This window comes from Streptomyces bambusae, from assembly GCF_019400985.1.
Taxonomy (GTDB): domain Bacteria; phylum Actinomycetota; class Actinomycetes; order Streptomycetales; family Streptomycetaceae; genus Streptomyces; species Streptomyces bambusae_A.
This window is the reverse complement of the sequence record NZ_WTFF01000105.1, coordinates 1-22,799: the sequence shown is the minus strand read 5'-3', so window position 1 is coordinate 22,799 and position 22,799 is coordinate 1. Positions and strand designations below refer to the sequence as shown.

The window sequence follows — 22,799 nt, the reverse complement described above, 5'->3', positions numbered from 1 at the left end:
GCCTCCGCACCCGGCCCTGCCCGCGCCCCCGCCTCCGCACCCGGCCCCGCCCGGGCCGCCGCCGGGGACCGGACCGATGCCCCGGCCGGGGCATCGGTCCGGCCCTCGCTGCGCGCAGCGCTTCGGCTGTTGCGGGGCCGCGACCTGCGCCGGATCGGGCTGTGCGCCCTGCTGCTGGGCCTGTGCACGGTCAGCGACGCCTTCGTCTTCCTGCTGCTCCAGCGCGCCACCGGCCTGCCCGACCGCTGGTTCGCCCTGCTCCCGCTCGGCACCGCCGCCGCGTTCTTCCTGCTCGCCCTGCCGCTCGGCCGGCTCGCCGACCGGATCGGGCGCTGGCCGGTCTTCCTCGGCGGCCACGCCGCCCTGCTCCTGTGCTACGGGCTGCTCCTGGCCGGCGGCGGCCACACCGCCCTGCCGTACCTGCCGTACGCCGTGCTGCTCCTGCACGGCGCCTTCTACGCCGCCACCGACGGAGTCCTGATGGCCGCCGCGGCCGGCGCCGTGCCCGAGGAGCACCGGGGCAGCGGTCTGGCCCTGGTCCAGACGGGCCAGGCCCTGGCCCGGTTCAGCTGCTCCCTCGGCTTCGGAGCGGCCTGGACGGCCTGGGGGCCGCGGCCCGCGCTCCTCCTCGCCGCCGTCCTGCTCGCCGCGGCCGTCGCCGCCTCGGCGGCCCTCAGGCCCACCGAAGGGACCGTATGAGCCCCATGACCCCCATGCCCCCCATGACCCTCCGCAGCCGCATCCTGGTCCTGTTCGCCGCCGCCGTCCTGCTCGGCGCGGTGGCCGTGGCCGCCGTCGTACGAGCCGGCGCCCGGGCGGACGAGAAGGACCAGGAACAGGCCGGCGGCCCGCGGGTCGTCCAGGGACCCGTGTCGCTGGCCGCCGACCGCGCCGCCGGCCGGCGCATCGCGTTCCGGAACATGGCGTGGGGGCCGCACCGCGACGAGCTCGCCACCGTGCCGGCCGCCCGGCCGGACGGCCCGCGCACCGCCTCCGGGATCAGCTGCCTGCGCTTCCACGCCGCGGCGGGCACCGGCATCTGCCTCCAGGCGGTCAAGGGCGGGATCCAGGACGGCTACCGGGCCGTCGTCCTCGACGCGGCCCTGCGCGAGGTCTCCGCCCATCCGCTGGCCGGCATCCCCACCCGTGCCCGCGTCTCGCCGGGCGGGCACCTCGTGGCCTGGACGGTCTTCGTCGGCGGCGACAGCTACGCCGGCACCGACTTCTCCACCCGGACCTCCGTCCTCGACCTGCGCACCGGCCGGCTGGAGGCCTCGCTGGAGGATTACACGATCCGCAAGGACGGCCGTGAGCACCGGGCCGTCGACGTGAACTTCTGGGGCGTCACCTTCACCCCCGACGAGCGGGGCTTCTACGCGACCCTGGCGACCGGCGGCTCGACATACCTGGTCCGCGGCGACCTCGCCGGCCGGACGGCGACCACCTTGCGCACGAACGTCGAATGCCCGTCCCTGTCGCCCGACGGCACCCGGATCGCCTTCAAGAAGCGGGTGCCGGGCCGGCCCGCCGAGGCCCCCTGGCAGCTGCACGTCCTCGACCTGGGCTCCGGCGCCGAGACCCCGCTCGCCGAGCAGCGCAGCGTCGACGACCAGGCGGTGTGGACCGACGACCGCACCGTGGCGTACGCGCTCCCGGGCGACTTCGGCGCCGACCTGTACGCCGTACCGGCCGACGGCGGCGGGACCCCCGCCCGGCTGCTGGACTCGGCCCTGGCCCCGGCGCTCCTCGGCTGAGCAGCGCCGGACCACGGCAGCCCTATGCGGGAACCAGCGTCTTGCGCCGCCGGCGCCGCGGGGTGCGGGCGGACAGGCGCAGCTCGATGATCGAGCGGACCGTCGGCCACTCCTCGTCCAGGACCGAGTAGAAGGCCGTGCTGCGCACCGCCCCGTCCAGGCCCCGCGAATGGGCCCGGCGGATGCCCTCGCAGGTGAAGCCGAGCCGTTCCATGGCGACCCGGGAGCGGGTGTTGCGGGCGTCCGCGCGCAGCGAGATGCGCCGTACGCCCCAGGTCTCGAAGGCGTGGCGGAGCATGAGCAGCTTCGCCTCGGTGTTGATCCCGGTGCCCTGGGCACCCGGCGACAGCCAGGTGTTGCCGATCTCGGCGGCGTCCGGGACCGCGGTCAGCGGATCGCCGTACGGAACGCCCGGCACGGACGGCCAGACCAGCGGACCCTGCCAGTAGTCCAGCTCCAGGAACCGGGTCGAGCCGACCACCCGGCCGTCCTTGGCTCGGACCACCGCGAACGCCAGCGACCGGCCCGCCGCCTGATCGGCGAGGGCGCGTTCGATGTACTCGTGGGCCGCCTGCACCCCGTGGGGTACGGGGGTGAAGGCGTAAGTCGTACGATCCTCGGCCCCGGCCAGGGCCAGAGCCTCGGTGTGGTGGGGGGCGAGGGGCTCGAGCCGCACGAAGCGGCCGGCGAGGGGTACGGGTACGGGCACGGAGCCTTCGGTCCTTCGGGATGATGGGTGGTGGAACAGTCTGCGCCCCGGACCGCGCTGCGCGGGGAAAACATGGATGAAAGGCAACGGGCGGTCAGGTGAACGCGACGAACGCGAGTGGCTCAATGTAACTCGTCACCGGGTTCTCATGAACCCCCTTGACAGCTACGGCACGACACCGATTTTCGGCCTCCTCGGCCGAACCGTCCAGACCTTCGCTGACCTGCGGCGATGTGAGATGTTCCACGAGGCTCCGGCGGGGGCGCCCGAGCCCGTGGATTGGCCCATCCGGCGTGTCGCCGATTGGACCTGCCCCACGGGCCATCGGGGCTGCTGTCATGGGGCGATGACCATACGCTTCCTGCCTCCGCCCGGAGCACCGCGCCGACTGGCTGCCGCGCAGCTGAGCAACTCCGTCGGAGACGGTGCGTACTACGTGTGTTCGGCCCTCTACTTCACCCGGGTGGTCGGCCTCTCGCCCGCCCAGATCGGGCTCGGTCTGACCATCGCCTGGGCCGTCGGCTCGGTGGCCGGCGTGCCGCTGGGGGCGCTGGCGGACCGGCGCGGGCCGCGCGGCACCTCCGTGCTGCTGGCGCTGGCCACGGCGGCGGCCGTGGCCTCCTTCCTCTTCATCAGGTCCTTCTGGCCGTTCCTGCTCGCCGCCTGCCTCTACGCGACCGCCCAGTGCGGGCTGGCGGCGGCCCGCCAGGCCCTGCTGGCGGGCCTGGTGGAGCCGGCCGAGCGCACCGGGGTGCTGGCCCACCTCCAGTCGATGCTGAACGCGGGACTGGCCCTGGGCGCCACCCTGGGCGGTCTCGCGCTCAGCGTGGACACCGAGGGGGCCTACCTGGCGGTCTTCGCCATGGACGCGGTGGGCTTCCTGGTCTGCGCAGGGGTCCTGCTGGGCCTGCCCGCCGTCGCCGCGGTCGAGCAGCGGGCAGCCGGGGAGCCCCGCCTGGCCGTCCTGCGCGACCGGCCGTACGCCCTGGTCACCCTGCTGAACGCGGTCCTGCTGCTGCGGATGCCGCTGCTGAGCCTGGCCATCCCGCTGTGGATCGTCGAGCGCACGCACGCCCCCGGCTGGCTGGTGTCCGCGCTGTTCGTGCTGAACACGGTCGGCGTGATGCTGTTCCAGGTGCGTACGGCCCGCCCGGTGACCGACCTGCGCACCGCCCAGGCGGCCGTGTGGAGCTCCGGGGTGCTGATCGCGGTCTCCTGCGTGGTCTTCGCTCTCTCGGCGCTGCCGTCGGCGGCCTGGCTGGCGGCGGTGGCGCTGGTCGTCGGCGCGGTCCTCCAGCTGGTCTCCGAGATGCAGCAGTCCGCCGGGTCCTGGCAGATCAGCTTCTCCCTGGCGCCCGCCGAGAAGATCGGCCAGTACCAGGGGTTCTTCGGCACCGGGGTGCCGGTCGCCCGGACCCTCGGGCCGCTGCTGCTCACCTCGCTGCTGCTGCTGTGGGGCGTGCCCGGCTGGCTGCTGCTGGGCGGGATCCTGCTGGTGGCGTCGTGGGCCATGGGCCCGACGGTCCGCTGGGCCGAACGCGAGGCCGCCCGCACCGCCCGGGACGCCGAACACGCCACCGCCCCGTCGTCGTGACGGCCCGGCCGGTCCCCGCCGCCCCGCCCCGGAGGCCGCGCCCCTGCAGGCCGGGGCGGGGCGGCCGGGGCCGGCCGGGCCTGGCCTGGCATGATCCGGGCATGGACTGCACGGGGGAGAGGGGCCGGCCCGCGGCCACCGGACGGCACCGGACGCCGGGCCGCGGCCTGCCCGACGACGGGTACGGGGCCTGAGGTGCGTGAGGTACTGCGTGAACTGGCCGCCGTGGGCCCGTTCTTCGACGTCCCGACCGGGGACACGCCGCCGGGAGGGGGCTTCCGGCCACTGACCGGGCTGTACGCGGACCCGCTCGGTGCCTACGTCGACGAGGTGGGGCGGCGGCTCGGCGGCGCCGACGCGCGGGTCGCCGCCTCGACCGCCCAGTTGGGGATCGCCTCCCGGCTGTGGTCGCTCGGGCTCGGCTGCGCGGCGCTCGCCGGACGGGTGCCCGACCTGGCAGCGGACCGGGTGTGGTGGCGGCTGCCGGAGGCGGGCCCGCTGGAACTCTGGCTGCCCGAACCGGCTGAACTCCAAGGGGAGTTGCCGGAGGCCGCGGTGCCCGGGCCGCTGCCGCGGCCGGCGGTGGGGCCGCTCGCCGGGGCGCTCGCGCGGACCGTGCTCGACCGGAACCTGGCGGAACTCGACGCGGCGGCCTCGGCCCGCTTCGCCCTCTCGCCCAGGATCCTGCGCGGCAACGCGGCCTCCGCGCTGGTCGGCGCCCTGCGGGTGCTGCTGGACCGGCTGCCCGCCCCGCCACATCCGCCCGCTCCTCTGGTCGCCGAACTGCTCGGTGAGGGCGGGCCGCTGGCCGGGAGCGGGGCCTTCGTCCACGAGGAGGGGCTCGGGGTGGCCTTCGTACGGCGCAGCTGCTGCCTGTACTACCGGGCGCCGGCCGGTGGCGGCGGGCTGTGCGGCGACTGCGTGCTGCGTACCCGCCGGCCGTGAAACGGCTGCGCCCCGTGAAACGGCCGGGGCCACCGGGGAGCGGCAGCAGCCGCTCCCCGGTGGCCCCTTCGGCGCCCGGGCCGGAACCTCAGAAGGTGAGGTTCCAGGCGTCGATCTTGCCGGTGTCCGCGTTGGCGTTGTCGTTCACACGGAGCTTCCAGGTGCCGTTCGCGACCTCCGAGGAGGCGTTGACGGTGAAGGTCTGGACGATGTTGTCCGCGCTGCCGCCGCTGCGGTTGTGCAGGTTGTAGACGCTGCCGTCGGGAGCGACGAGGTCGACCTTGAGGTCGCCGATGTAGGTGTGCTTGATGTCCACGCCCACCTTGAGGGTGGCCGGCGCGTTGCCGGTCACGCCGCTGACGGCGATCGAGGACTCGACGGTGGTGTTGTCGCTGATCGCGACGTCCGACTGGTTCTCGAAGTACTTGCCGGGCGGCGGCGTGCTGCCGACCGCCTTCAGCGCGTCGACCCGGCCCTCGCCGAAGAAGCTGTTCCTGGCGGTGGTGCCGGTGCAGCGGCTGTCGGCCGGGCAGGCCAGGTCGGTGGCCTGCTCGCCGAGCTTGGCGCGGATGTCCGCCGGGGTGTAGCCCGGGTTGGTGCTCGCCAGCAGCGCGGCCACGCCGGCCACGTGCGGGGAGGCCATGGACGTGCCGCTCAGCGAGGAGTACTTGCCGCCGGGCACGGTGCTGTAGACCGACTCGCCGGGCGCGGACACCTCGATGACGTCGCGGCCGAAGTTGGAGAACGACGCCTTGGACGTCCCGTTGGTGGCGTTCGCGGCGACCGTGACGACGCCCGGCAGCTCGGCCGGGATGTCGAGGCAGTCGTTGGTGATGGTGCGGGTCACCGGGGTCGAGTCGTTCGGGCTCGACGTGTCGGTGGTCTTGTTGGCCAGGTCGTAGTTGGCGTTGCCCGCGGCGGCGACCTGGAGCGAGCCCTTGCCCTCGGCGTACTTCTGGGCGCGGCCCACACCCTCCAGGATGGCGGCCTGGTCGAGGTCGTTCGGGCAGTTGAACTGCCACGGGTCCGTGTAGTAGCTGTTGTTGGTGACCTTGAAGCCGTGGTCACCGGCCCAGACGAGCCCGCAGATGGTGTTCTCCGCGAAGAACAGCGTGCTGTTCGGCTCGGCGATGCGCACCGAGGAGATCTTCACGCCCGGCGCGACACCGATGGCGCCCTTGCCGTTCTTGGCGGCCGCGACCGTGCCGGCCACGTGGGTGCCGTGCTGGTCGACGTCACGCCACGCGCCGGCCCGGGTGTCGGGCTTGCCGTAGGCGCAGGACACGGAGTCGGCGGCGTTGAAGTTCGGCGCGAGGTCCTGGTGCTGGTCGTCCACACCGGTGTCCAGGATGCCGACCTTCACGGCGGCGGAGCCGGTGGTGACGGCCCAGGCCTGGTCGGCCTTGATCTGGGTCATGTCGGAGCGGACCGGCTCGGTCGTCGGCGGGGCGGCCTGGGCCGGGTTGGCGGGCAGCGCCGGGTTGTAGGCGTCGGCCGGCACGTCCGAGGTGCGGGTGGCGCCCACCTTCTGCACGCCGCTGACACCGCGCAGGGTGGTGGCGAAGGTGCTGGAGGTGGAGTGGGCCACGATGACGCCGATGGCGTCGAAGTACGAGAAGACCGTACCGCCGTTGGCGGTCACGGCGGAGCGTACCGCCGAGGTGTCACCGGGCGCGGTGATCACCAGGTAGGCACGGGTGCCGGCGGCCCAGGTCGCACTCTGGGCTGCGGGCGCCGCGGCCCGGGGGGAGCTCGGTGCGGGGCCGGTGGGCCCCGCGGTCGCGAACGCCGCAGGCGTCGCGATCGCCAGCGCGGCGCCGAGCGCCGCAGCCGTCACCAGAGCACGTCGGGGGCGGCCCGATATGTGGGGTATCAATGCGTCCTCCGAGACCCCGGTGGTGCTGGTGGCACCTACCGGGGCGTACGAAACGAGTGGTGGACGCAAGATGTCAGACACAGGCCGGGAGAGGGAAGTAACTTTCGGCGCACGTCGGTTCGAGGAGGCGTGGCTGAAAATCGACGGTTACCGTGGGTTTCCGGCCGCGCTCCGGACCGGCTGACGGCGCGTCAATGACCGTTGGGTGGCAGAGCGTACGGAAGGCCGGAAGTGACCGGAAATCTGTTGGTCCGCGGCAAGTCGGAAAAGGCCCCGGGAACAGCGGGTCCGCGGCAAGCCGGACGGGCCCGGAAACGGCAGGCGGGTCCGTGAAGACCCGGAAGGGCCCGGCAGCCGGGAGGGGCGGCCACCGGGCCGGGCCGGCCGGGCAGGGCACCATGGGGGCGTGCCCCACCCGACCGCTTCCCGGTGCGCCGCCCTCGCGCGCGGGGCGGCGTACCGGCTCTCCGCCGGCCGGATGGGTGGGCCGGCCGCCGGCGGAGGCTTTGAGGGGTGGTCCGGCTCAGGCCGGCACGGCGTCCTTGCCGTCCGTGTGCTGGGCCGGGACCGGGGAGGGCGCGTCGCCGTGGCCGTCGTCCACCAGCGTGGTCTCGTCGAACGGGAGCCGCCCGGCCAGCACCTCGCTCGCCCGGGCCTTGTCGAACTCCTTGGTCCACGTGCCCACCAGGACGGTGGCGACCGCGTTGCCGGCGAAGTTCGTCAGCGCCCGCGCCTCGCTCATGAAGCGGTCGATGCCCACGATCAGGCCGACCCCGTCGACCAGTTCGGGACGGTGCGACTGCAGGCCCCCGGCCAGGGTCGCGAGCCCGGCGCCGGTCACGCCCGCTGCGCCCTTCGAGGCGATGATCATGAACACCAGCAGCGACACCTGCTCGCCCAGCGACAGCGGGTTGCCCATCGCCTCGGCGACGAACAGCGAGGCCATCGTGAGGTAGATCGCGGTCCCGTCCAGGTTGAAGGAGTAGCCGGTCGGCACGGTGATGCCGGTGACCGGCTTGGACACGCCCAGGTGCTCCATCTTCGCGATCAGCCGCGGCAGCGCGGACTCCGACGAGGAGGTGGACAGGATCAGCAGGAACTCCCGGCCCAGGTAGCGCAGCAGCGCGAACACGCTGATCCCCGTGCACACCCGCAGCAGGGTGCCCAGCACGACGAACACGAACAGCGCGCACGTCGTGTAGAAGCCGATCATGATCACGGCGAGCGACTTCAGCGCGTCGATGCCGGTCGCCCCGACCACCGCCGCGATCGCCCCGAACGCGCCCACCGGGGCGGCCCACATGATCATCGCGAGCACCCGGAACACCAGCTTCTGCATGTGCCCGATGCCCCGCAGCACCGGCTCGCCGGCCGGGCCCATCGCCTGGAGCGCGAACCCGCACAGCAGCGCCACCAGCAGCGTCTGGAGCACCTCGCCCCCGGTGAACGCCGACACCAGCGTGGTCGGGATGATCCCGAGCAGGAACTCCGTGGTGGTCTTCGCGCCGCCCGCCTTGGCCTGCGCCGCACCCGCACTGCGCGCGGCCTCGGTCAGGTCCAGCCCGCTGCCGGGATCCAGCAGGTTGCCCACCAGCAGGCCGATCGCCAGCGCCACGGTGGACATGATCATGAAGTAGCCCAGCGCCAGCCCGCCGACGGCACCGACCTTGGCGGCCTTGTGGACCGAGCCGACCCCGAGCACGATCGTGCAGAAGATCACCGGCGAGATCATCATCTTGATCAGATTGACGAAGCCGGTACCCAGGGGTTTCAGCTCCACGGCGGTGGCGGGAGCGGCGAAGCCCACGACGATGCCGAGCAGCACCGCGGCGATCACCGCGATGTAGAGATAGTGGGTTCTGTCGCGCCTGGCGGCCACGGTGCCTCCTGGGTGTTGTATACGTTCCGGGAGACCATCGCCGAAGCCTGTGACGCCGGTCACCCTTGCGTTCATTGAGTTCACGCACCGGTGCACACTGAACGCCATGTTCCGCCTGCCCCGCCCGCGCAGCCTCGCCGGCCAGCTCTTCGCCATGCAGGTCGTGCTGGTCGCGGTCGTCGTCGCCGGCTGCGCCTTCTTCGCCTACGCCACCGCCCGCACCCAGGCCGAGGAGTCCGCCCGGCGCCAGGCCGGTGCGGTGGCCCGCGCGGTCGCCGACTCCCCGTCCGTGCGCCAGGCCGTCCGCACGGACCTGCCCTCGGCCGCGCTCCAGCCGTACGCCGAGCGGGTCCGCCGGGACTCCGGGGTGGACTTCGTCACGATCATGGCCCCCGACGGCCGGCGCTGGACCCACCCCGACCCGCGCCGCATCGGCGAGCTCTTCATGGGCAACACCGCCCCCGCCCTGCGCGGCGAGACCTTCAGCGAGACCTACACCGGCACCCTCGGCCCCTCCATCCGGGTCGTCACCCCGCTGCGCGACGACGACGGCCGGATCGTCGGCCTGGTCAGCGCCGGCATCACCGTGCGCGCCGTCAGCGACCGGCTCGCCGGCCAGCTGGCCTCGCTGCTGTGGGTCGCGGCCGGCGCCCTGGCGCTGGGCGGCATCGGCACGTACGTGGTCAACGCACGGCTGCGCCGGCACACCCACGGCATGAACGCCACCGAGCTCAGCCGCATGTACGACTACCACCAGGCCGCCCTGCACGCCGTACGCGAGGGGCTGATCATGCTCGACGGGCAGCGCCGGGTCACCCTGATCAACGACGCCGGGCGGGAACTGCTCGGGCTGCCCGCCGGCGAGGTGCGCGGGACCGGCGTCGCCGACCTCGGGCTGCCCGCCCCGCTGACCGGGGCGCTGCTCGCGGACCGGCCCCGCGTCGACGAGGTGCACCTGACCGCCGACCGGGTCCTGGTGGTCAACAGCTCGCCGGTCGCCGGGGGCGGCCGCCGCGGCACCGTCGTCACCCTGCGCGACCACACCGAACTCCAGGCGCTGACCGGCGAACTCGACCACGAGCGCGGCTTCACCCAGGCCCTGCGCTCCCAGGCGCACGAGGCGGCGAACCGGCTGCACACGGTGGTCTCGCTGATCGAGCTCGGCCGCGCCGACGAGGCGGTGGAGTTCGCCACCGCCGAACTCGAACTCGCCCAGGCGCTGGCCGACCAGGTGGTCGCCGCCGTCGGAGAACCGGTGCTGGCGGCGCTGCTGCTGGGCAAGGCGGCCCAGGCCCACGAGCGGGGCGTGGAACTGGTCGTCACCGCGGACAGCCGGAGCCTGGCCGAGGGGGCCCCGATCCCGCCGGCCCGGGACCTCGTCACCGTGCTGGGCAACCTGATCGACAACGCCGTGGACGCCCTCACCGGCACCCCGGGCGCGCGGATCGCCGTGACCGCCCGCCCCGACGGCGACGACCTGCTGCTGCGGGTCGCCGACAACGGCCCCGGGCTGCCGGCCGGCGCCGACGTGTTCCGGCGCGGCTGGTCCGGCAAGGGCGAGGGGCGCGGGCTCGGCCTGGCCCTCGTCCGGCAGGCCGCGCACCGGCACGGCGGCAGCGTGTCGGCCACCGAAGCCCCCGGCGGGGGCGCGGAGTTCACCGTACGGCTGCCGCTGCGCCGGGAGGTGACGGCATGAGCGCGACTCCGCCCGGACCCGGCGTACGGGTCCTCGTCGTCGAGGACGATCCGGTCGCCGCCGCCGCACACGCCCTCTACGTGGGCCGGGTCCCCGGCTTCACGGCCGTCGGCGCCGTCCACTCCCTCGCCGAGGCCGCCCGGGTGCTGGAACGGACCCCGGTCGACCTGCTGCTCCTCGACCTCGGGCTGCCCGACGGCCACGGGCTGCGCTTCGCCCGGGGGCTGCGCGCGGCCGGCCACCCCGTCGACGTGATCGTGGTGACCTCGGCCCGCGACCTCGCCGTGGTCCGCGAGAGCGTCTCGCTCGGCGTGGTGCAGTACGTGCTCAAGCCCTTCGCCTTCCCCACCCTGCGCGAACGCCTGCTGCGCTACGCCGAGTTCCGTGCCACGGCCGGCGAGGCGGCGGGCCAGGACGACGTGGACCGGGCGCTGGCGGCCCTGCGCGCGCCCCGCCCAGCCGAACTGCCCAAGGGGCTCAGCGCCCCCACCCTCGACCGGGTCGCCGCCCTGCTGAGGTCGGCGCCCGAGGGGCTGACGGCGGCCGGGGCGGCCGAGGCGGCCGGGATCTCCCGGATCACCGCCCGCCGCTACCTGGAGCACCTGGTGGACACCGGCCGGGCGGCCCGGACCCCGCGGTACGGCCAGGTGGGCCGCCCCGAACTGCACTACCGCTGGCTGGCGGCGGCCGGTTCGGTGTCGAACACGTAGTACTTGCGGTGGTCGAGCATGTCGGCCGGGGTGACGTCGTTCCACGGCCGCATCACGTCGTGCAGGTCCACCACGTCCGGGGTACCGGCTCCCGGCAGGTACGTCGAGCCGGGGTGCCGCGCCTGCCACTCGGCCCACAGCTTGTCGACGTAGGCGTGGTGCATCCAGAACACCGGGTCGTTGGGGGAGACCCCGGTGGCCATCTGGCCGCCGACCCACACGTGCACCCGGTTGTGCAGGTTGGCGCCGCGCCAGCCCTCCAGGTGGTTGCGGAACCCGCCGGAGGAGCTGTTCCAGGGCGCCATGTCGTACACCGGCATGGCCAGGACGGCGTCGACCTCGGCCTTGGTCGGCAGCTGGGCGACCCCGGAGCCGAGCGCGCGGCGCAGGTAGGAGCGGCCGTCCACGCGTACGCCGATCGGCCACTTGCCGGAGCCGTACGCGAACGGCCCGTCCGTCACCTGCCCGTCGCGGGCCCGCCCGGTGCCGCCGAGGAAGTCCGCGGCCCAGAGGGAGGAGCGGGGCGTGCGGTCCACCGTCCAGTCCCAGTAGGGGAGGGCGACCGACGGGTCAACCTTCTGCAGGGCCTGCTCGAACTCGATGAGGAAGCGGCGGTGCCAGGGCAGGAAGGACGGGGAGCGGTGCCCGACCCGGTCGCCGTGGTCGGTGTCGCTCATGATGAAGCCGTTGTGCGTGGTGACGAACCGGTCGTACGTGCCGGTCCGCTTGAGCTCGTGCAGCGCGGCGACGAAGGCGCGCTTCTCCTCGGGGGAGAGGGAGGCCTGGTTCTTGCGGACGGTCATGCCGCACCCCCGAACGGCAGCAGCGGCGCGCCCTGGAGCTCGCGCACGGCGGCGCGGGCGAGCGAGCGGAGGTCGGGGAAGGTCTCGTAGTGGTTCACGACGCTGATGAAGCTGCCGTCGGCGTTGCGCATCACGTGCAGCTCGCGGCCGTCGATGCGGACGGCGGCGGAGCCGGGGGAGTGGTGGCCATGGTGGCCGCCGCCGTGCGCGGCGCCGATCTGGATGCGACGGCCCTGGTAGACCTCGTCGAGGGGGCCGGAGGCGGTGGCGGGGCCGGCGGATATCGGGGCGGGAGCGGAGGCGGCGTGGGCGGTGGTGCGGGCGAGGCCGACTGCGGTGAGCGCGCCGGCGGCCGTCCCCAGCGCCCGACGGCGGGAGATCTTGTCCATGGGCCGAAGGAGTATCAGCCCGATGACGGTCCGTAACCGCTATCCGGACATGTGCGGATAAGTTGCCGCCTGAACGATTTTGCAGATCTTCCCGTCCGGACCGGCTCCAGTGGCCCGAACGGGAAGATCTTTCGAGAAAAGCCTACATGACGAAAGAAATTTCATCGGCTCGAGGGTGGCGATGAGTGGACCCGCGCGCCGGACTCGACCGGAAGGCGCACTGCGGCCCATTCGGCAACATGTCCCCTATAGTCCCGATATGCCTCTTCATGAGACGAAGGAAGAGGGGATGCGCGACACCGCCACGGACGTGTTCGCCACCCCGCTCAGCGGCCAGATCCTCCCCAAGAACCGGATGCCCGACGAGCCCTCGCCCGCCCCGGTCGTCTACTCCGTGCTCCACAACGAGCTGCTCCTCGACGGCAACGCGGCCCAGAACCTCGCGACCTTCTGCACCACCTGGTCCGACGACGAGGTCCACCGGCTGATGAACGAGTGCCTCGACAAGAACATGATCGACAAGGACGAGTACCCGCAGACCGCCGAGATCGAGGCGCGCTGCGTCAACATCCTGGCCGACCTGTGGCACGCCCCGGCCGGGTCCGGCCCCGGCGCCGGCTGCTCCACCACCGGCTCCAGCGAGGCCGCCATGCTCGGCGGACTCGCCCTCAAGTGGCGCTGGCGCGCCCGCCGGCGCGCCGAGGGCAAGTCCACCGACCGGCCCAACCTGGTGTGCGGGCCCGTCCAGGTCTGCTGGGAGAAGTTCGCCCGCTACTTCGACGTCGAGCTGCGCCAGGTCCCGGTGGAGGAGGGCGCGACCGGCCTGCAGGCACACCAGCTCGCCGAGTACGTCGACGAGAACACCATCGGCGTGGTCGCCATCCTCGGCGTCACCTACACCTGCACCTACGAGCCCGTCGCCGAGATCGCCGCCGAACTCGACCGGATCCAGCGCGAGTCCGGCTGGGACGTGCCGATCCACGTGGACGGGGCCAGCGGCGGCTTCGTCGCCCCCTTCCTCCACCCCGACGTCGTCTGGGACTTCCGGCTGCCGCGCGTCGCGTCCATCAACACGTCCGGCCACAAGTACGGGCTCGCACCGCTCGGCGTCGGCTGGATCGTGTGGCGCACCGCCGACCTGCTGCCGTCCGAGCTCGTCTTCGACGTGGACTACCTCGGCGGCGACATGCCGACCTTCGCCCTGAACTTCTCCCGCCCCGGCGGCGAGGTCATCGCCCAGTACTACCTGTTCCTGCGGCTCGGCCGCGGCGGCTACCGGCGGGTCCACCAGGTGTGCGCCGACACCGCCGGGTACCTCGCGGGCGAGATCGAGGCCATGGGCCCCTTCACCCTGCTCTACGACGGCCAGGGCGCCCTGCCCGCCGTCTCCTACCGGCTCACCGACCCCGGGTCGGCGGGCTTCTCCCTCTACGACCTCTCCGACCGGCTGCGCATGCGGGGCTGGCAGGTGCCCTCGTACCCGCTTCCCGCCGACCGCGACGACACCGTCATCCAGCGCGTCCTGATCCGGCACGGGGTGACCCGGGACCAGATCGCCCTCCTCGTCGAGGACCTGCGCCGGGCCGTCGAGCACCTCAAGGCCGCGCCCCCGCCGCCGTCGCCCGTCACCGCCTCGCGCTCGGGCTTCCACCACTGACGCCGGCGCCGTCCCCGACCTCTTCGGCGCCGTTCCCCGCGCCGCCCCGCACGGCCGACCACCGCATGCCGATGGCGTCTAGGGCGGCGCGGCGCTCCGGGCTGAGCGAGGCCGCGCGCGAGCGCTGGTTGGCGATCCAGGAGCCGAGGCGGACCTGCCGGTCACCCACCGCCTCGACATGACCGCGCGGCACCCGCAGGTGGCCCTCGCGTTCATGGAAGCCCTGGGCGGCGGCCAGGCCCGCCGCCCAGGCGTCCGCATGGCTGCGCCGCGGCCTCGGCCGCTCCGCCTCGGCCGCCGGGGTCAGCCCGAGCGTGTGCTCCAGCAGCCACCGCTGCGCCCAGGACAGCCGCTCCCAGCCCAGCCGCTGCGAGCGGACCCAGACCCCCAGGTCCTCGCCCTGCACGACGACCGCGCCGGACGCCGCCGGCAGCCGCCCGCCGGCGTCCAGGTACACCCGGGTGAGGTGGAAGGCGCGCTGCCAGGAGACCTCCCAGGCCGGGCACCACGACGGGTCGATCTCCTCCAGCGCCTCCCGGCGGTCCTGCGCCAGACCCCCCGGGCCCTCCCGGCGGGCCGCGGCCCGCTGGTTCTTGACCCAGACGCCCACCGGGGCGCCGTTCCACGTGGCGTCGGCCGGCGGCAGCAGGTGCCCGTGCTCGGCCGCCCACGCCCGGGCCACCTCCAGCCCCTCCTGGAAGGCCACGTCGAAGTGGCTCCACACCATCCCGAGGGAGTCCAGCTGCGCCCGGCGCTCCATGCCGAGCGCGCCCCGGCGGTGGGCCCGCCGGACGTCGGCGATCCACTGGCCGAGCGGGAACCGGGCCAGCGCCGGCGGCCACTGCCCGCCGTCCGCGGGCACCTTGAAACCGAACGGCACCTTCAGGTCCCCGGCCGTGGCGGCGTAGATCCGGGCGGCCTCCACCCCGCGCCGCCAGTGGGCGGTCTCCGGGTTGAGGACCCGCAGCCGGATGAACGCCGCCAGCTGCGCCGGATCGCGGGGGGTGGCGAAGCTGAGCAGGCCCTGGGCCGCCGCGCTGATCGCCCCGCCGGCGGCGGTGGCAGAAACCTTGGGCGCCGCGCTCGGGGCCTGCGGCTGCGCGAGCGACTCCACGATGCGCGTGTCGTGCGCGCGCAGCGCCTCCAGCAGCCGGGCCAGGCTTCCGTACGCCCGCGAGGTCAGCATCGTCTCCGCGGTCTCGCCCGGCCCCAGCAGCACCGGCACCACCAGCGAGGCGACCTTCCCCTCGCCGGGGTGGATGCGCAGGGCCCGGCCCACCGCCTGCACCAGGTCCGGCATCGAACCGCGGACGTCAGCCCAGTAGACGGAGTCGCACTCCTTGGTGTCCACGCCCTCGCCGAGCACCCGTACGCTGCCCAGGAACGCCTTGTCGGCGATCCGGCCGCTCGCGAACTCCTCCAGGACGCGGCGCCGGTGCGCCGCCGAGTGCTGCCCGCACAGCCAGTCCGCCCACACCGTACGGGGATAGCCGCTGCGCGGCGCGCGGCCGGCGGCGCGCAGCCGGGCCGCCACCGCCGGCAGGCCGGCCGCGAACGCCTCGGCCTCCTTCGTCAGATGGTGGAAGACCAGCGTCCGGGTGAACCCCTGCTCGGCGGCCGCCTGCACCGCCGCGGTCTGCAACGCCGCCAGCCGGGCCCCGCGCACCGCGTCCGACCGGCCGTCTGCGCCGAGCAGCACCGCCGCCTGGAACTCCGGATCCGTGACGTCCACGCACACCACCCGGTAGGGCGCGCAGATCCCGCGGTCGATCGCCTCCGACAGGGAGAGCGTGTGGCACCGGGCGCCGAACGGGCCGTCCGGATCGTCCTCCATGGACGCGACCAGCTCGCCCTGACCCCGCCCGGCGCCCTCCTCGCCGTCCTGCCACACCCGGGGGGTCGCGGTCATGTACAGCCGCCGCAGGGCCGGGATCCGGGCGTTGTCGTGCACCACGGCCCACGGTTTGCCGATCCGGCCCGAGGTGCGGTGCGCCTCGTCGACCACGACCAGGTCCCAGCCGGGCAGGCCGGCGAGGTGGGCGCGCTCCAGGATGCCCAGGCCGAGGGACGCGTACGTGGCGAACACCGTGACCCGTTCCACCGAGCGGCACCAGCCGGTCAGCCCGGCCGGGTCGGTGGTGGTGGGCACGCCCGCGTCCTCGCTGCGCAGCGAGCAGACGGCGAACATCCGGCCGGGCCGGCCGCCCTCGCGCCAGGCGGCCACGGTCTGCACCAGCAGGTCGAGGGAGGGGACCAGCACCAGCACCCGGGCGGCCCGCAGCTCCTCGGCCGAGCGCACGGCGACGAGGGACTTGCCCGACCCGGTGGCCATGATCACCTGGGTCCGCAGCCCCGTCCCGGGCACCCGCCCGCCGGCCGGCAGCTCCAGTGCCCGCACCACGGCGTCGACGGCTTCCCGTTGGTGGGGCCGCAGCTCCTTCTTCTGCATCCGCTCCGGTGCACCCCCTCTGATCAGCTCGTTCGGCTCCAGCAGCTATCCAAGCTCCAGTTTGAAGCATGAGGGGAGGTTGCGGCGGGACGGGGCCGCCCGGCGCGCCGGACGGCCGGCCGGATGCGCCGGACGGTGGCCGGGCCGCGCCGGACGGCGCCCCCGGTCACATCCGGGCGCCGAAGTTCTGCGTCCACCAGGGGCCGCCCGCCCCCTGGTGGACGCCCACGCCGATGTCCTTGAAGGAGCAGTTGAGGATGTTCGCGCGGTGCCCGGAGCTGTTCATCCACGAGTTCATCACCGATGCCGCCGTCTGCTGGCCCTTGGCGATGTTCTCCCCGTACGTCGACCAGCGGTAGCCGGCGGCGGTGGTCCGCGTGCCCGGGTCGGAGCCGTCGGGGCTGGTGTGGTCGAAGAAGTCGCGGGCCGCCATGTCGTCGGAATGGCCCTGGGCGGCGGACCGGCGGCGCGGCGCTCGTCTACCACGGCTCGGCGGCGCCCGTCGCCCTCCAGGCCCTGCGCCGCCTCGGTGTCGGCCCCGAGCCCGAGCTGCCGCGCACCGGCGGCCTGACCGTCCTGGCCAGCGGGCGCCCGGCAGAACTCCCCGCCGCCGCCCTGGGCTACGTCGAGGGCCAGCTGCTCGCCGGCGTCCCGGCGTGCTGACCCCCGAGGACCACGCCCTCGTCGCGGCCGCCGCCGAGCTGGCCCGCACCCGCTGCCGCGGCGACAACCACACCATGGCGGCCGCCGCACGGGCCCGGGACGGCCGCGTGGTCCACGGCGTGAACGTCTACCACTTCACCGGCGGGCCCTGCGCCGAACTCGTCGCGCTCGGCGCAGCGGCGACCCAGGGCGTCGAGGACCTGGTCGCGATCGTCGCCGTCGGCGACCGCGACCGGGGCGTGGTCCCGCCGTGCGGCCGCTGCCGGCAGGTCCTGCTCGACCTGCACCCCGGAGTGCGGGTGATCGTCGGCAGTGCCGGCGACGGACTGCGCGCGGTGCCGGTCGCGGAGCTCCTGCCCGAGACATACGTCTGGGCCGACCACCAGATCTGAGCCGCCCGGCCCGGCCGGCTGCCGGCACCCCGGCCGCCCTGCGCCGTCCGCACCCTCCCCTCTAGCGAGACGTAACGTCTTGCGCTCCCCTCGGGGAAGGCCTATGGTCTACCTGGGAAGCGAGACGAGACGACTCGTCTCGATCGCACATGCGGGCTTCGCTCCCGCTCGCCCACCACCACGCCGTCGAACCGAAGGAACCGCCCTTGCGCACTCTGTCCGCAGCCACCCAGATCGTCCTGTCCGAGGTCACCAAGCGCTACGACACCCACGTCGTCCTCGACCGCGTCAGCTGCACGGTCCGGCCCGGCGAGCGGGTCGGTGTCGTTGGCGGCAACGGTTCGGGCAAGTCCACCCTGCTCCGGCTGCTGGCCGGGCACGAGGCCCCCGACGACGGGACCGTCGCCGTGCTCGCGCCCGGCGGGACCGGCCACCTCGCACAGACCCTCGACCTTCCCCCGGCCGCCCGCGTCGGCGACGCGATCGACCTCGCGCTCGCCGAGATCCGCGTCCTGGAGCGCCGGATCCGCGCCGCCGAGGCGGGCCTGGACCGGGCCGGCCCCGACGAGCTCACGGCGTACGACGGCCTGCTCGCCGCCTACGAGACGCGCGGCGGCCACGACGCCGACCGCCGGGTGGCCACCACGCTCCGCCGGCTCGGCGAGCGCGCCCCGCTCGATCCGGACCGCCGCCTCGGCACCCTCTCGGGCGGGCAGCGCTCCCGGCTCGCGCTGGCCGCCGTACTCGCCGCCGAGCCCGAACTGCTCCTGCTCGACGAGCCGACCAACGACCTCGACGACGAGGCCGTGGCCTGGCTGGAGGAGCACCTGGCGTCCCGCCGCGGCACCCTCGTCGCCGTCACCCACGACCGGCTCTTCCTCGACCGCGTCACGACAACGGTTCTGGAGGTGGACCACGACCGCCGCGCCCTGCGCCGCTACGGCAACGGCTACGCCGGGTACCTGACCGCGCTCGCGGCCGAACGCACCCGGTGGGCGCGGGAGTACGAGGAATGGTGCGCGGAGCGCCGGCGCGCCGCACGACTCGCCGCCTCGAACAGCGGGAACCTGGCCGCGATCCCGCGCAAGGTGCCGCGCGGCTTCAGCGGGGCCGGGGCCTTCCGGGCCCGCTCCCGCGCCCACGGCGCGATGGGCAGGATCCGCAACGCCCGGGAACGGCTGGAGCGGCTCGACCGGAACCCAGTGCCGCCGCCCCCGGTCCCGCTGCGCTTCACCGGCCGGTTCACGGCGGCCGGACCCGGACCCGACGGGGGCGGACCCGCGAGAGACGGCCGGGGTCTGCCCTGCGGGGCCGGACCCGCCGAGGTGCCGTCGGCCGGCGCCGTGCAGGTCGAGGTCGAGGTCGAGGTCGAGGGACTGGCGGTGTCCGGGCGCCTGGCGCCCGTGTCGTTCCGGCTCGCGCCCGGTGACCGGCTCCTGGTGACCGGCCCCAACGGCGCCGGGAAGACCACGCTGTTGCGCCTCCTCGCCGGTGAACGTATCGACGGCGCCCAGGGGTCGCTGCGCCTGCCGGCGCGGGTCGGCCTGTTCCGGCAGGACGACCTCCGGTACGACGAACCCCGCACCGTCCGGGAGGTGTTCGGGCCGGAGCGCGCCGAGCTGCTGACCGGCCTCGGCCTGCTCGGGGCGGGCGATCTCGGCCGTTCCGTACGCGCTCTCTCGGCGGGCCAGCGCCGCAAGCTGGACCTGGCCGACCTGGTCGCGGAGCCGCTCGACCTGCTCCTGCTGGACGAGCCGACCAACCATCTCGCCCCGTCGGTGGTGGAGGACCTGGAGGCGGCGCTGGCCCACTACACCGGGGCCCTGGTCCTGGTGACCCACGACCGGCGGCTCCGCTCGGCCTTCACCGGCCGCCACCTGGAGCTGACGCCGGCCGCGTACGAAGCGCCGGCCGTCAGCCGGTGACCGCCGTCCCCGGCTCCACCCGCTCGTCGGCAGGCCCGTCGGCAGGCCCGTCGGCAGGCCCCTCGGCCGGGCATACGACGGCCAGTACGCCCCGCGCGAAGGCGTCAGGGTCGTCCAGCCCCGCCGCGGCCAGCGTCGCCGGAGCCCCGGCCAGCAGGTGCGGCAGGGCGCCGTGCATGAGCACGGTCAGGGCGCGGACCCGGTCCGGGTCGGCTGGGAGGCCCGCCGCCCGCAGCAGGCCGGCATGGGCGGCGAAGTCGCCCGAGCCGATCGGGTCCAGCAGGGCGGCGAGCCACGGCCGCCGCGCGGACTCGGCCTGGAGTTCCAGGTAGGCGAGCGTCCGGGCGCGCCCGGGCCCGGCCACGTCGCGCAGCAGGCCCGCCAGGAGCGCCGCGAGCTGGTCCCGGTCGGTAGGGCCCGGTCCGGCGCCGGCCAGCGCGTCGGCCACCTCGCGGTACCGCTCGAGGCAGCGCTCCGCCACGGTGCGCAGCAGCGCGTCCCGGGTCGGGAAGTAGTTCTTGGCGGTGCCCTGCGGCACGCCCGCGGCCGCGTCCACGGCGCGGTGGGTCAGCCCGCGCCCGCCCGCCTCGGCCAGCACCCCGATGGCCGCGTCCCGCAGCCGGGTCCTGCGATCCGTATTCACATTGCCTGTCGCCTTGCCTGTCACATTGCCTGTTCTACCACAGCTGTGGTACCACTGGCGTAGTACCACAGCTGTGGTGATCCGTCGGGATGGTCGCCGCGCGGCGATCCGTCCGCCGGGCCCAGGACGCACCGCCGACACGAGGCCGACACAAGGGGGGAGTGGGCAGTCATGACCGGTAGCCCGTCACACGCAGGCAAGGCAGGGACGGCTGGCAAGGCAGGCACGGCAGTCGTGGTGGGAGCGGGGGTCGGGGGCCTCGCCGCCGCCGTCGGACTGCGCCGGGCCGGCTGGCACGTCACCGTCCTGGACCGGCGCCCCGAACCCGAGCGCTACGGCACCGCCTTCGGTATCCACCCCACCGCCCAGTCCGCGCTCGACCGGCTCGGCCTCGGCGACGCCCTGCGCGAGCGTGCCGTCCCGTACCGCAGCGCCCGTATCCGCCGCCCCGACGGGAGCGTCCTGGCCGCCCTCCCGCTGGAGCGCATCGAACGCCGGGCGGGCCGCCCCGAGCTGCTGATCTCCCGGCCGTACCTGATCGACGCCCTCGTCGCCGCCTTCGACCGGCTCGGCCGGCCCGGCGGTCCGGGCGGCGGTCCGGGCATCGCCTTCGGGCAGCGCGTCACCGACCCGGGCGCGTTCGACGCCGACCTCGTCGTCGGCGCCGACGGCATCAACAGCACCGTCCGCACCACTTGCTTCGGGCCGTCCCACGCCCCCCGCCACGTCGGCACCGTCGCCTGGATCGGGATCGCCGACTTCGAGACCGAGCTGCACGGCGAGACCTGGGGCGACGGCAGGTTCTTCGGCATGACCCCGGTCGAGCCGGGCCGCACCAACTGGTACGCCACCGTGCCCGAGGCCACCACCGCCGACGAGCTGCGCGGGTTCTTCGGGGGCTGGCACGACCCGATCCCGCGCATCCTCGCCGAGACCGACCCCGCCGGCTGGATCCGTTACGAGATGCGCCACCTCCATCCGGCACTGCCCGCCTTCGTGCACGGCGGCCGGGTCGCGCTCGTCGGCGACGCGGCCCACGCCATGACGCCCAACCTCGGCCAGGGCGCCTGCACCGCGCTCCTCGACGCCGAGGCCCTCGCCCGCGCCGTCGCCGCCCACGGCCGCACCGGCATTCCGGCCGCCCTGCGCGCGTACGACGCCGAGCGCCGGCGCACCGCCCAGCGGGTGGCCTTCGGCTCCCGCACCCTGCACCGGTTCGCGACCGCCCGCCGCCCGGCCCTGCGCGACGCCGTCCTCGGCCTGCTGCCCGGCTGAGCGGGGGAGCCCTGTCCGGCGGGCGGGGCCGTTTGCGCCCCGCCCCGCCGGGCAGGCGCAGGCCGGAGGTCCCCCGCCAAGTGGCCGAGAGGCCCTGGCGCGCGTGCGGAAGGTGAGTACGCTGCTGCACATGACGGATCACCCCCCAGGTCCGCTCTGGACCGGCCGCGCGGCCAACCGCGCCCAATGGCTGCTCGCCGTCACGGGCGCCGGGTTCGTCGCGCTCGGCATCCTCCTCGCCGTCGGCTCCAGCTGGAGCTCCGGGGCCACACCCCTCGTGATGGCCGTGGTGGGCTGCCTCGCCGCCGGACTGCTCATCCTCTACGGCACCCTCGCCTTCGTCTCCGTCTCCGTCACCGTCGACGCCGAGGCGCTGGTCGTGCGCTGCGGTCTGGGGCTGCCCCGGCGCCGCATCCTCCTCGCCGATGTGGCCGACGCCGAGTACGTCCCGACCGTCACCCCCCACCAGTGGGGCGGCTGGGGCTGGCGCTGGCGCCCCGAGCAGGGCACCGCCGTGATCGTCCGCCGCGGTGAGGGAGTCGCGCTGCGGCTCGGCGACGGCAAGCTCTTCACGGTCACCGTCGACGACGCCGAGAACGCCGTCCGGGTCATCCGCGACCACCTGCCCACCCTCGCCCGCTGACCGCCCGCCGCCCGCCCGTGGACCGCCAGTCCGCTGCCCACCACCCGCCCGTGGACCGCCCGCCCGCTGCCCGTCGCCCGTCCGTGGCCCGTCCGTGACCGATGCCCACAGCCCGCGGACGTACACTCCGCAGATGAGCAGCAGCGTCACCCGCGCGGCCGAGAACCGGCCCACCGCCGAACCGGCGGCCCCCCGGACCCGCCGCACGGCGTGGCCGAAGCGCCTTGTCCGCCCCGTAGCCGCCGCCCTCGCCGGCGTCCTGCTGTACCTCAGCTTCCCGCCCCGCCCCTGGTGGTGGCTGGCCCCCCTCGCCCTCGCCCTGCTCGCCGGCTGCCTGTACGGGCGCCGGGCGCGCGCCGGCTTCGGGCTCGGGCTGCTGGCCGGCCTCGGCTTCCTGCTGCCGCTGCTGAGGTGGACAGGCGAGGAGGTCGGCCCGGTGCCGTGGCTGGCCCTGGCCACCGTCGAGGCGCTGTTCATCGGCCTCACCGGGCTCGCCGTCACCCTGGTCAGCCGGCTGCCCGCCTGGCCCGTGTGGGCCGCCGCCGTGTGGATCGCGGGCGAGGCCCTGCGCGCCCGCGTCCCGTTCGGCGGCTTCCCCTGGGGCAAGCTCGCCTACGGCCAGGCCGACGGGATCCTCCTCCCGCTCGCGGCCGTCGGCGGCACACCGCTGCTCAGCTTCGCGGTCGCCCTGTGCGGCTTCGGGCTGTACGCCCTCCTGCGCGCCGTCCGCGACCAGCCCCGCCGCGCCGCGGCCGCCGTCGCCGCCCTCGCCGTGGCCGCTCCGCTCGGCGCCGCCC

General features: G+C 74.7%; 18 protein-coding genes and 2 pseudogenes. 12 read left to right on the top strand and 8 right to left on the bottom strand.

The window, feature by feature from the left end:
• A partial coding sequence (locus tag GPJ59_RS16495; RefSeq protein ID WP_219667901.1) for an MFS transporter occupies nucleotides 1-699 on the top strand: 699 nt, incomplete at its 5' end.
• A 23-nt stretch (nucleotides 700-722) separates the two neighbouring features.
• Nucleotides 723-1,754, top strand: coding sequence for a TolB family protein (locus GPJ59_RS16490; RefSeq protein WP_219667900.1), 1,032 nt, complete (start codon nucleotides 723-725; stop codon nucleotides 1,752-1,754).
• A gap of 22 nt (nucleotides 1,755-1,776) precedes the next feature.
• Here GPJ59_RS16490 and GPJ59_RS16485 read toward each other — a convergent pair whose 3' ends face one another.
• Nucleotides 1,777-2,463 carry a GNAT family N-acetyltransferase gene (locus GPJ59_RS16485; protein WP_219667899.1) on the bottom strand — a complete coding sequence of 229 codons (687 nt, stop codon included), beginning with the start codon at nucleotides 2,461-2,463 and terminating at the stop codon, nucleotides 1,777-1,779.
• A gap of 346 nt (nucleotides 2,464-2,809) precedes the next feature.
• On the opposite strand from GPJ59_RS16485, the gene GPJ59_RS16480 reads away from it, so the two are divergent.
• Both GPJ59_RS16480 and GPJ59_RS16475 read left to right on the top strand, forming a co-directional pair.
• A complete protein-coding gene (locus tag GPJ59_RS16480; RefSeq protein WP_219667898.1) occupies nucleotides 2,810-4,057 on the top strand; it encodes an MFS transporter in 1,248 nt (415 codons plus the stop codon).
• 195 nt (nucleotides 4,058-4,252) lie between these two features.
• Entirely contained in the window at nucleotides 4,253-5,002 is a 750-nt protein-coding gene (locus GPJ59_RS16475; protein WP_308120331.1) for a (2Fe-2S)-binding protein, read from the top strand.
• Between the two features lie 88 nt (nucleotides 5,003-5,090).
• Here GPJ59_RS16475 and GPJ59_RS16470 read toward each other — a convergent pair whose 3' ends face one another.
• A complete protein-coding gene (locus tag GPJ59_RS16470; protein WP_219667896.1) occupies nucleotides 5,091-6,839 on the bottom strand; it encodes a S8 family peptidase in 1,749 nt (582 codons plus the stop codon).
• Nucleotides 6,840-7,401: 562 nt separating this feature from the next.
• Nucleotides 7,402-8,757 (bottom strand): cation:dicarboxylate symporter family transporter, encoded by a 1,356-nt coding sequence (locus GPJ59_RS16465; protein ID WP_308120330.1) that lies wholly within the window; start codon nucleotides 8,755-8,757, stop codon nucleotides 7,402-7,404.
• 106 nt (nucleotides 8,758-8,863) lie between these two features.
• On the opposite strand from GPJ59_RS16465, the gene GPJ59_RS16460 reads away from it, so the two are divergent.
• Entirely contained in the window at nucleotides 8,864-10,453 is a 1,590-nt protein-coding gene (locus tag GPJ59_RS16460) for an ATP-binding protein (protein WP_219667895.1), read from the top strand.
• Nucleotides 10,450-11,163 (top strand): response regulator, encoded by a 714-nt coding sequence (locus GPJ59_RS16455; protein WP_219667894.1) that lies wholly within the window; start codon nucleotides 10,450-10,452, stop codon nucleotides 11,161-11,163. Before GPJ59_RS16460 ends, GPJ59_RS16455 begins: the two co-directional genes overlap by 4 nt.
• Here GPJ59_RS16455 and melC2 read toward each other — a convergent pair.
• Together melC2 and melC1 are read right to left on the bottom strand one after the other, a co-directional pair.
• On the bottom strand, nucleotides 11,121-11,966 hold the full coding sequence (gene melC2, locus GPJ59_RS16450; RefSeq protein WP_219667893.1) for a tyrosinase MelC2: 846 nt from the start codon (nucleotides 11,964-11,966) through the stop codon (nucleotides 11,121-11,123). The two genes, GPJ59_RS16455 and melC2, sit on opposite strands and share 43 nt — an antisense overlap.
• Nucleotides 11,963-12,355, bottom strand: coding sequence for an apotyrosinase chaperone MelC1 (gene melC1, locus GPJ59_RS16445; protein ID WP_219667892.1), 393 nt, complete (start codon nucleotides 12,353-12,355; stop codon nucleotides 11,963-11,965). Before melC1 ends, melC2 begins: the two co-directional genes overlap by 4 nt.
• A 259-nt stretch (nucleotides 12,356-12,614) precedes the next feature.
• Between melC1 and GPJ59_RS16440 the strand changes: the two genes are divergently transcribed.
• Nucleotides 12,615-14,012, top strand: coding sequence for a glutamate decarboxylase (locus GPJ59_RS16440; protein ID WP_219667891.1), 1,398 nt, complete (start codon nucleotides 12,615-12,617; stop codon nucleotides 14,010-14,012).
• On the opposite strand, the gene GPJ59_RS16435 is transcribed toward GPJ59_RS16440, so the two are convergent.
• Together GPJ59_RS16435 and GPJ59_RS16430 are read right to left on the bottom strand one after the other, a co-directional pair.
• Nucleotides 13,981-16,461 carry a DEAD/DEAH box helicase gene (locus tag GPJ59_RS16435; protein ID WP_219667890.1) on the bottom strand — a complete coding sequence of 827 codons (2,481 nt, stop codon included), beginning with the start codon at nucleotides 16,459-16,461 and terminating at the stop codon, nucleotides 13,981-13,983. The two genes, GPJ59_RS16440 and GPJ59_RS16435, sit on opposite strands and share 32 nt — an antisense overlap.
• A 166-nt stretch (nucleotides 16,462-16,627) precedes the next feature.
• A pseudogene (locus GPJ59_RS16430) lies at nucleotides 16,628-16,921 on the bottom strand (CAP domain-containing protein); the annotation flags it as partial.
• Between the two features lie 196 nt (nucleotides 16,922-17,117).
• Between GPJ59_RS16430 and GPJ59_RS16425 the strand changes: the two are divergent.
• Nucleotides 17,118-17,516: a cytidine deaminase family protein gene (locus GPJ59_RS16425; RefSeq protein WP_374200858.1), complete on the top strand. Its 399-nt coding sequence runs from the start codon at nucleotides 17,118-17,120 to the stop codon at nucleotides 17,514-17,516.
• A 206-nt stretch (nucleotides 17,517-17,722) separates the two neighbouring features.
• Nucleotides 17,723-19,441, top strand: coding sequence for an ATP-binding cassette domain-containing protein (locus GPJ59_RS16420; protein ID WP_258024488.1), 1,719 nt, complete (start codon nucleotides 17,723-17,725; stop codon nucleotides 19,439-19,441).
• Here GPJ59_RS16420 and GPJ59_RS16415 read toward each other — a convergent pair.
• Nucleotides 19,431-20,084, bottom strand: a complete 654-nt coding sequence (locus GPJ59_RS16415) for a TetR/AcrR family transcriptional regulator (protein WP_219667888.1) — start codon at nucleotides 20,082-20,084, stop codon at nucleotides 19,431-19,433. The two genes, GPJ59_RS16420 and GPJ59_RS16415, sit on opposite strands and share 11 nt — an antisense overlap.
• Nucleotides 20,085-20,318: 234 nt before the next feature.
• Here GPJ59_RS16415 and GPJ59_RS16410 point away from each other — a divergent pair, with 234 nt between their 5' ends.
• The 3 genes and pseudogenes from GPJ59_RS16410 to GPJ59_RS16400 all read left to right on the top strand — a co-directional run.
• On the top strand, nucleotides 20,319-21,359 hold the full coding sequence (locus GPJ59_RS16410; RefSeq protein ID WP_308120329.1) for an FAD-dependent oxidoreductase: 1,041 nt from the start codon (nucleotides 20,319-20,321) through the stop codon (nucleotides 21,357-21,359).
• 130 nt (nucleotides 21,360-21,489) lie between these two features.
• Entirely contained in the window at nucleotides 21,490-22,002 is a 513-nt protein-coding gene (locus tag GPJ59_RS16405) for a hypothetical protein (protein WP_219667886.1), read from the top strand.
• Between the two features lie 133 nt (nucleotides 22,003-22,135).
• Nucleotides 22,136-22,799: pseudogene (locus GPJ59_RS16400) on the top strand (apolipoprotein N-acyltransferase); the annotation flags it as partial.

Coding starts and splice junctions, on each gene's coding strand:
- GPJ59_RS16490 (WP_219667900.1), top strand. CDS start 723: ATGACCCTCCGCAGCCGCATCCTGGTCCTGTTCGCCGCCGCCGTCCTG.
- GPJ59_RS16480 (WP_219667898.1), top strand. CDS start 2,810: ATGACCATACGCTTCCTGCCTCCGCCCGGAGCACCGCGCCGACTGGCT.
- GPJ59_RS16460 (WP_219667895.1), top strand. CDS start 8,864: ATGTTCCGCCTGCCCCGCCCGCGCAGCCTCGCCGGCCAGCTCTTCGCC.
- GPJ59_RS16455 (WP_219667894.1), top strand. CDS start 10,450: ATGAGCGCGACTCCGCCCGGACCCGGCGTACGGGTCCTCGTCGTCGAG.
- melC2 (WP_219667893.1), bottom strand. CDS start 11,966: ATGACCGTCCGCAAGAACCAGGCCTCCCTCTCCCCCGAGGAGAAGCGC.
- melC1 (WP_219667892.1), bottom strand. CDS start 12,355: ATGGACAAGATCTCCCGCCGTCGGGCGCTGGGGACGGCCGCCGGCGCG.
- GPJ59_RS16440 (WP_219667891.1), top strand. CDS start 12,615: ATGCCTCTTCATGAGACGAAGGAAGAGGGGATGCGCGACACCGCCACG.
- GPJ59_RS16435 (WP_219667890.1), bottom strand. CDS start 16,461: ATGCAGAAGAAGGAGCTGCGGCCCCACCAACGGGAAGCCGTCGACGCC.
- GPJ59_RS16405 (WP_219667886.1), top strand. CDS start 21,490: ATGACGGATCACCCCCCAGGTCCGCTCTGGACCGGCCGCGCGGCCAAC.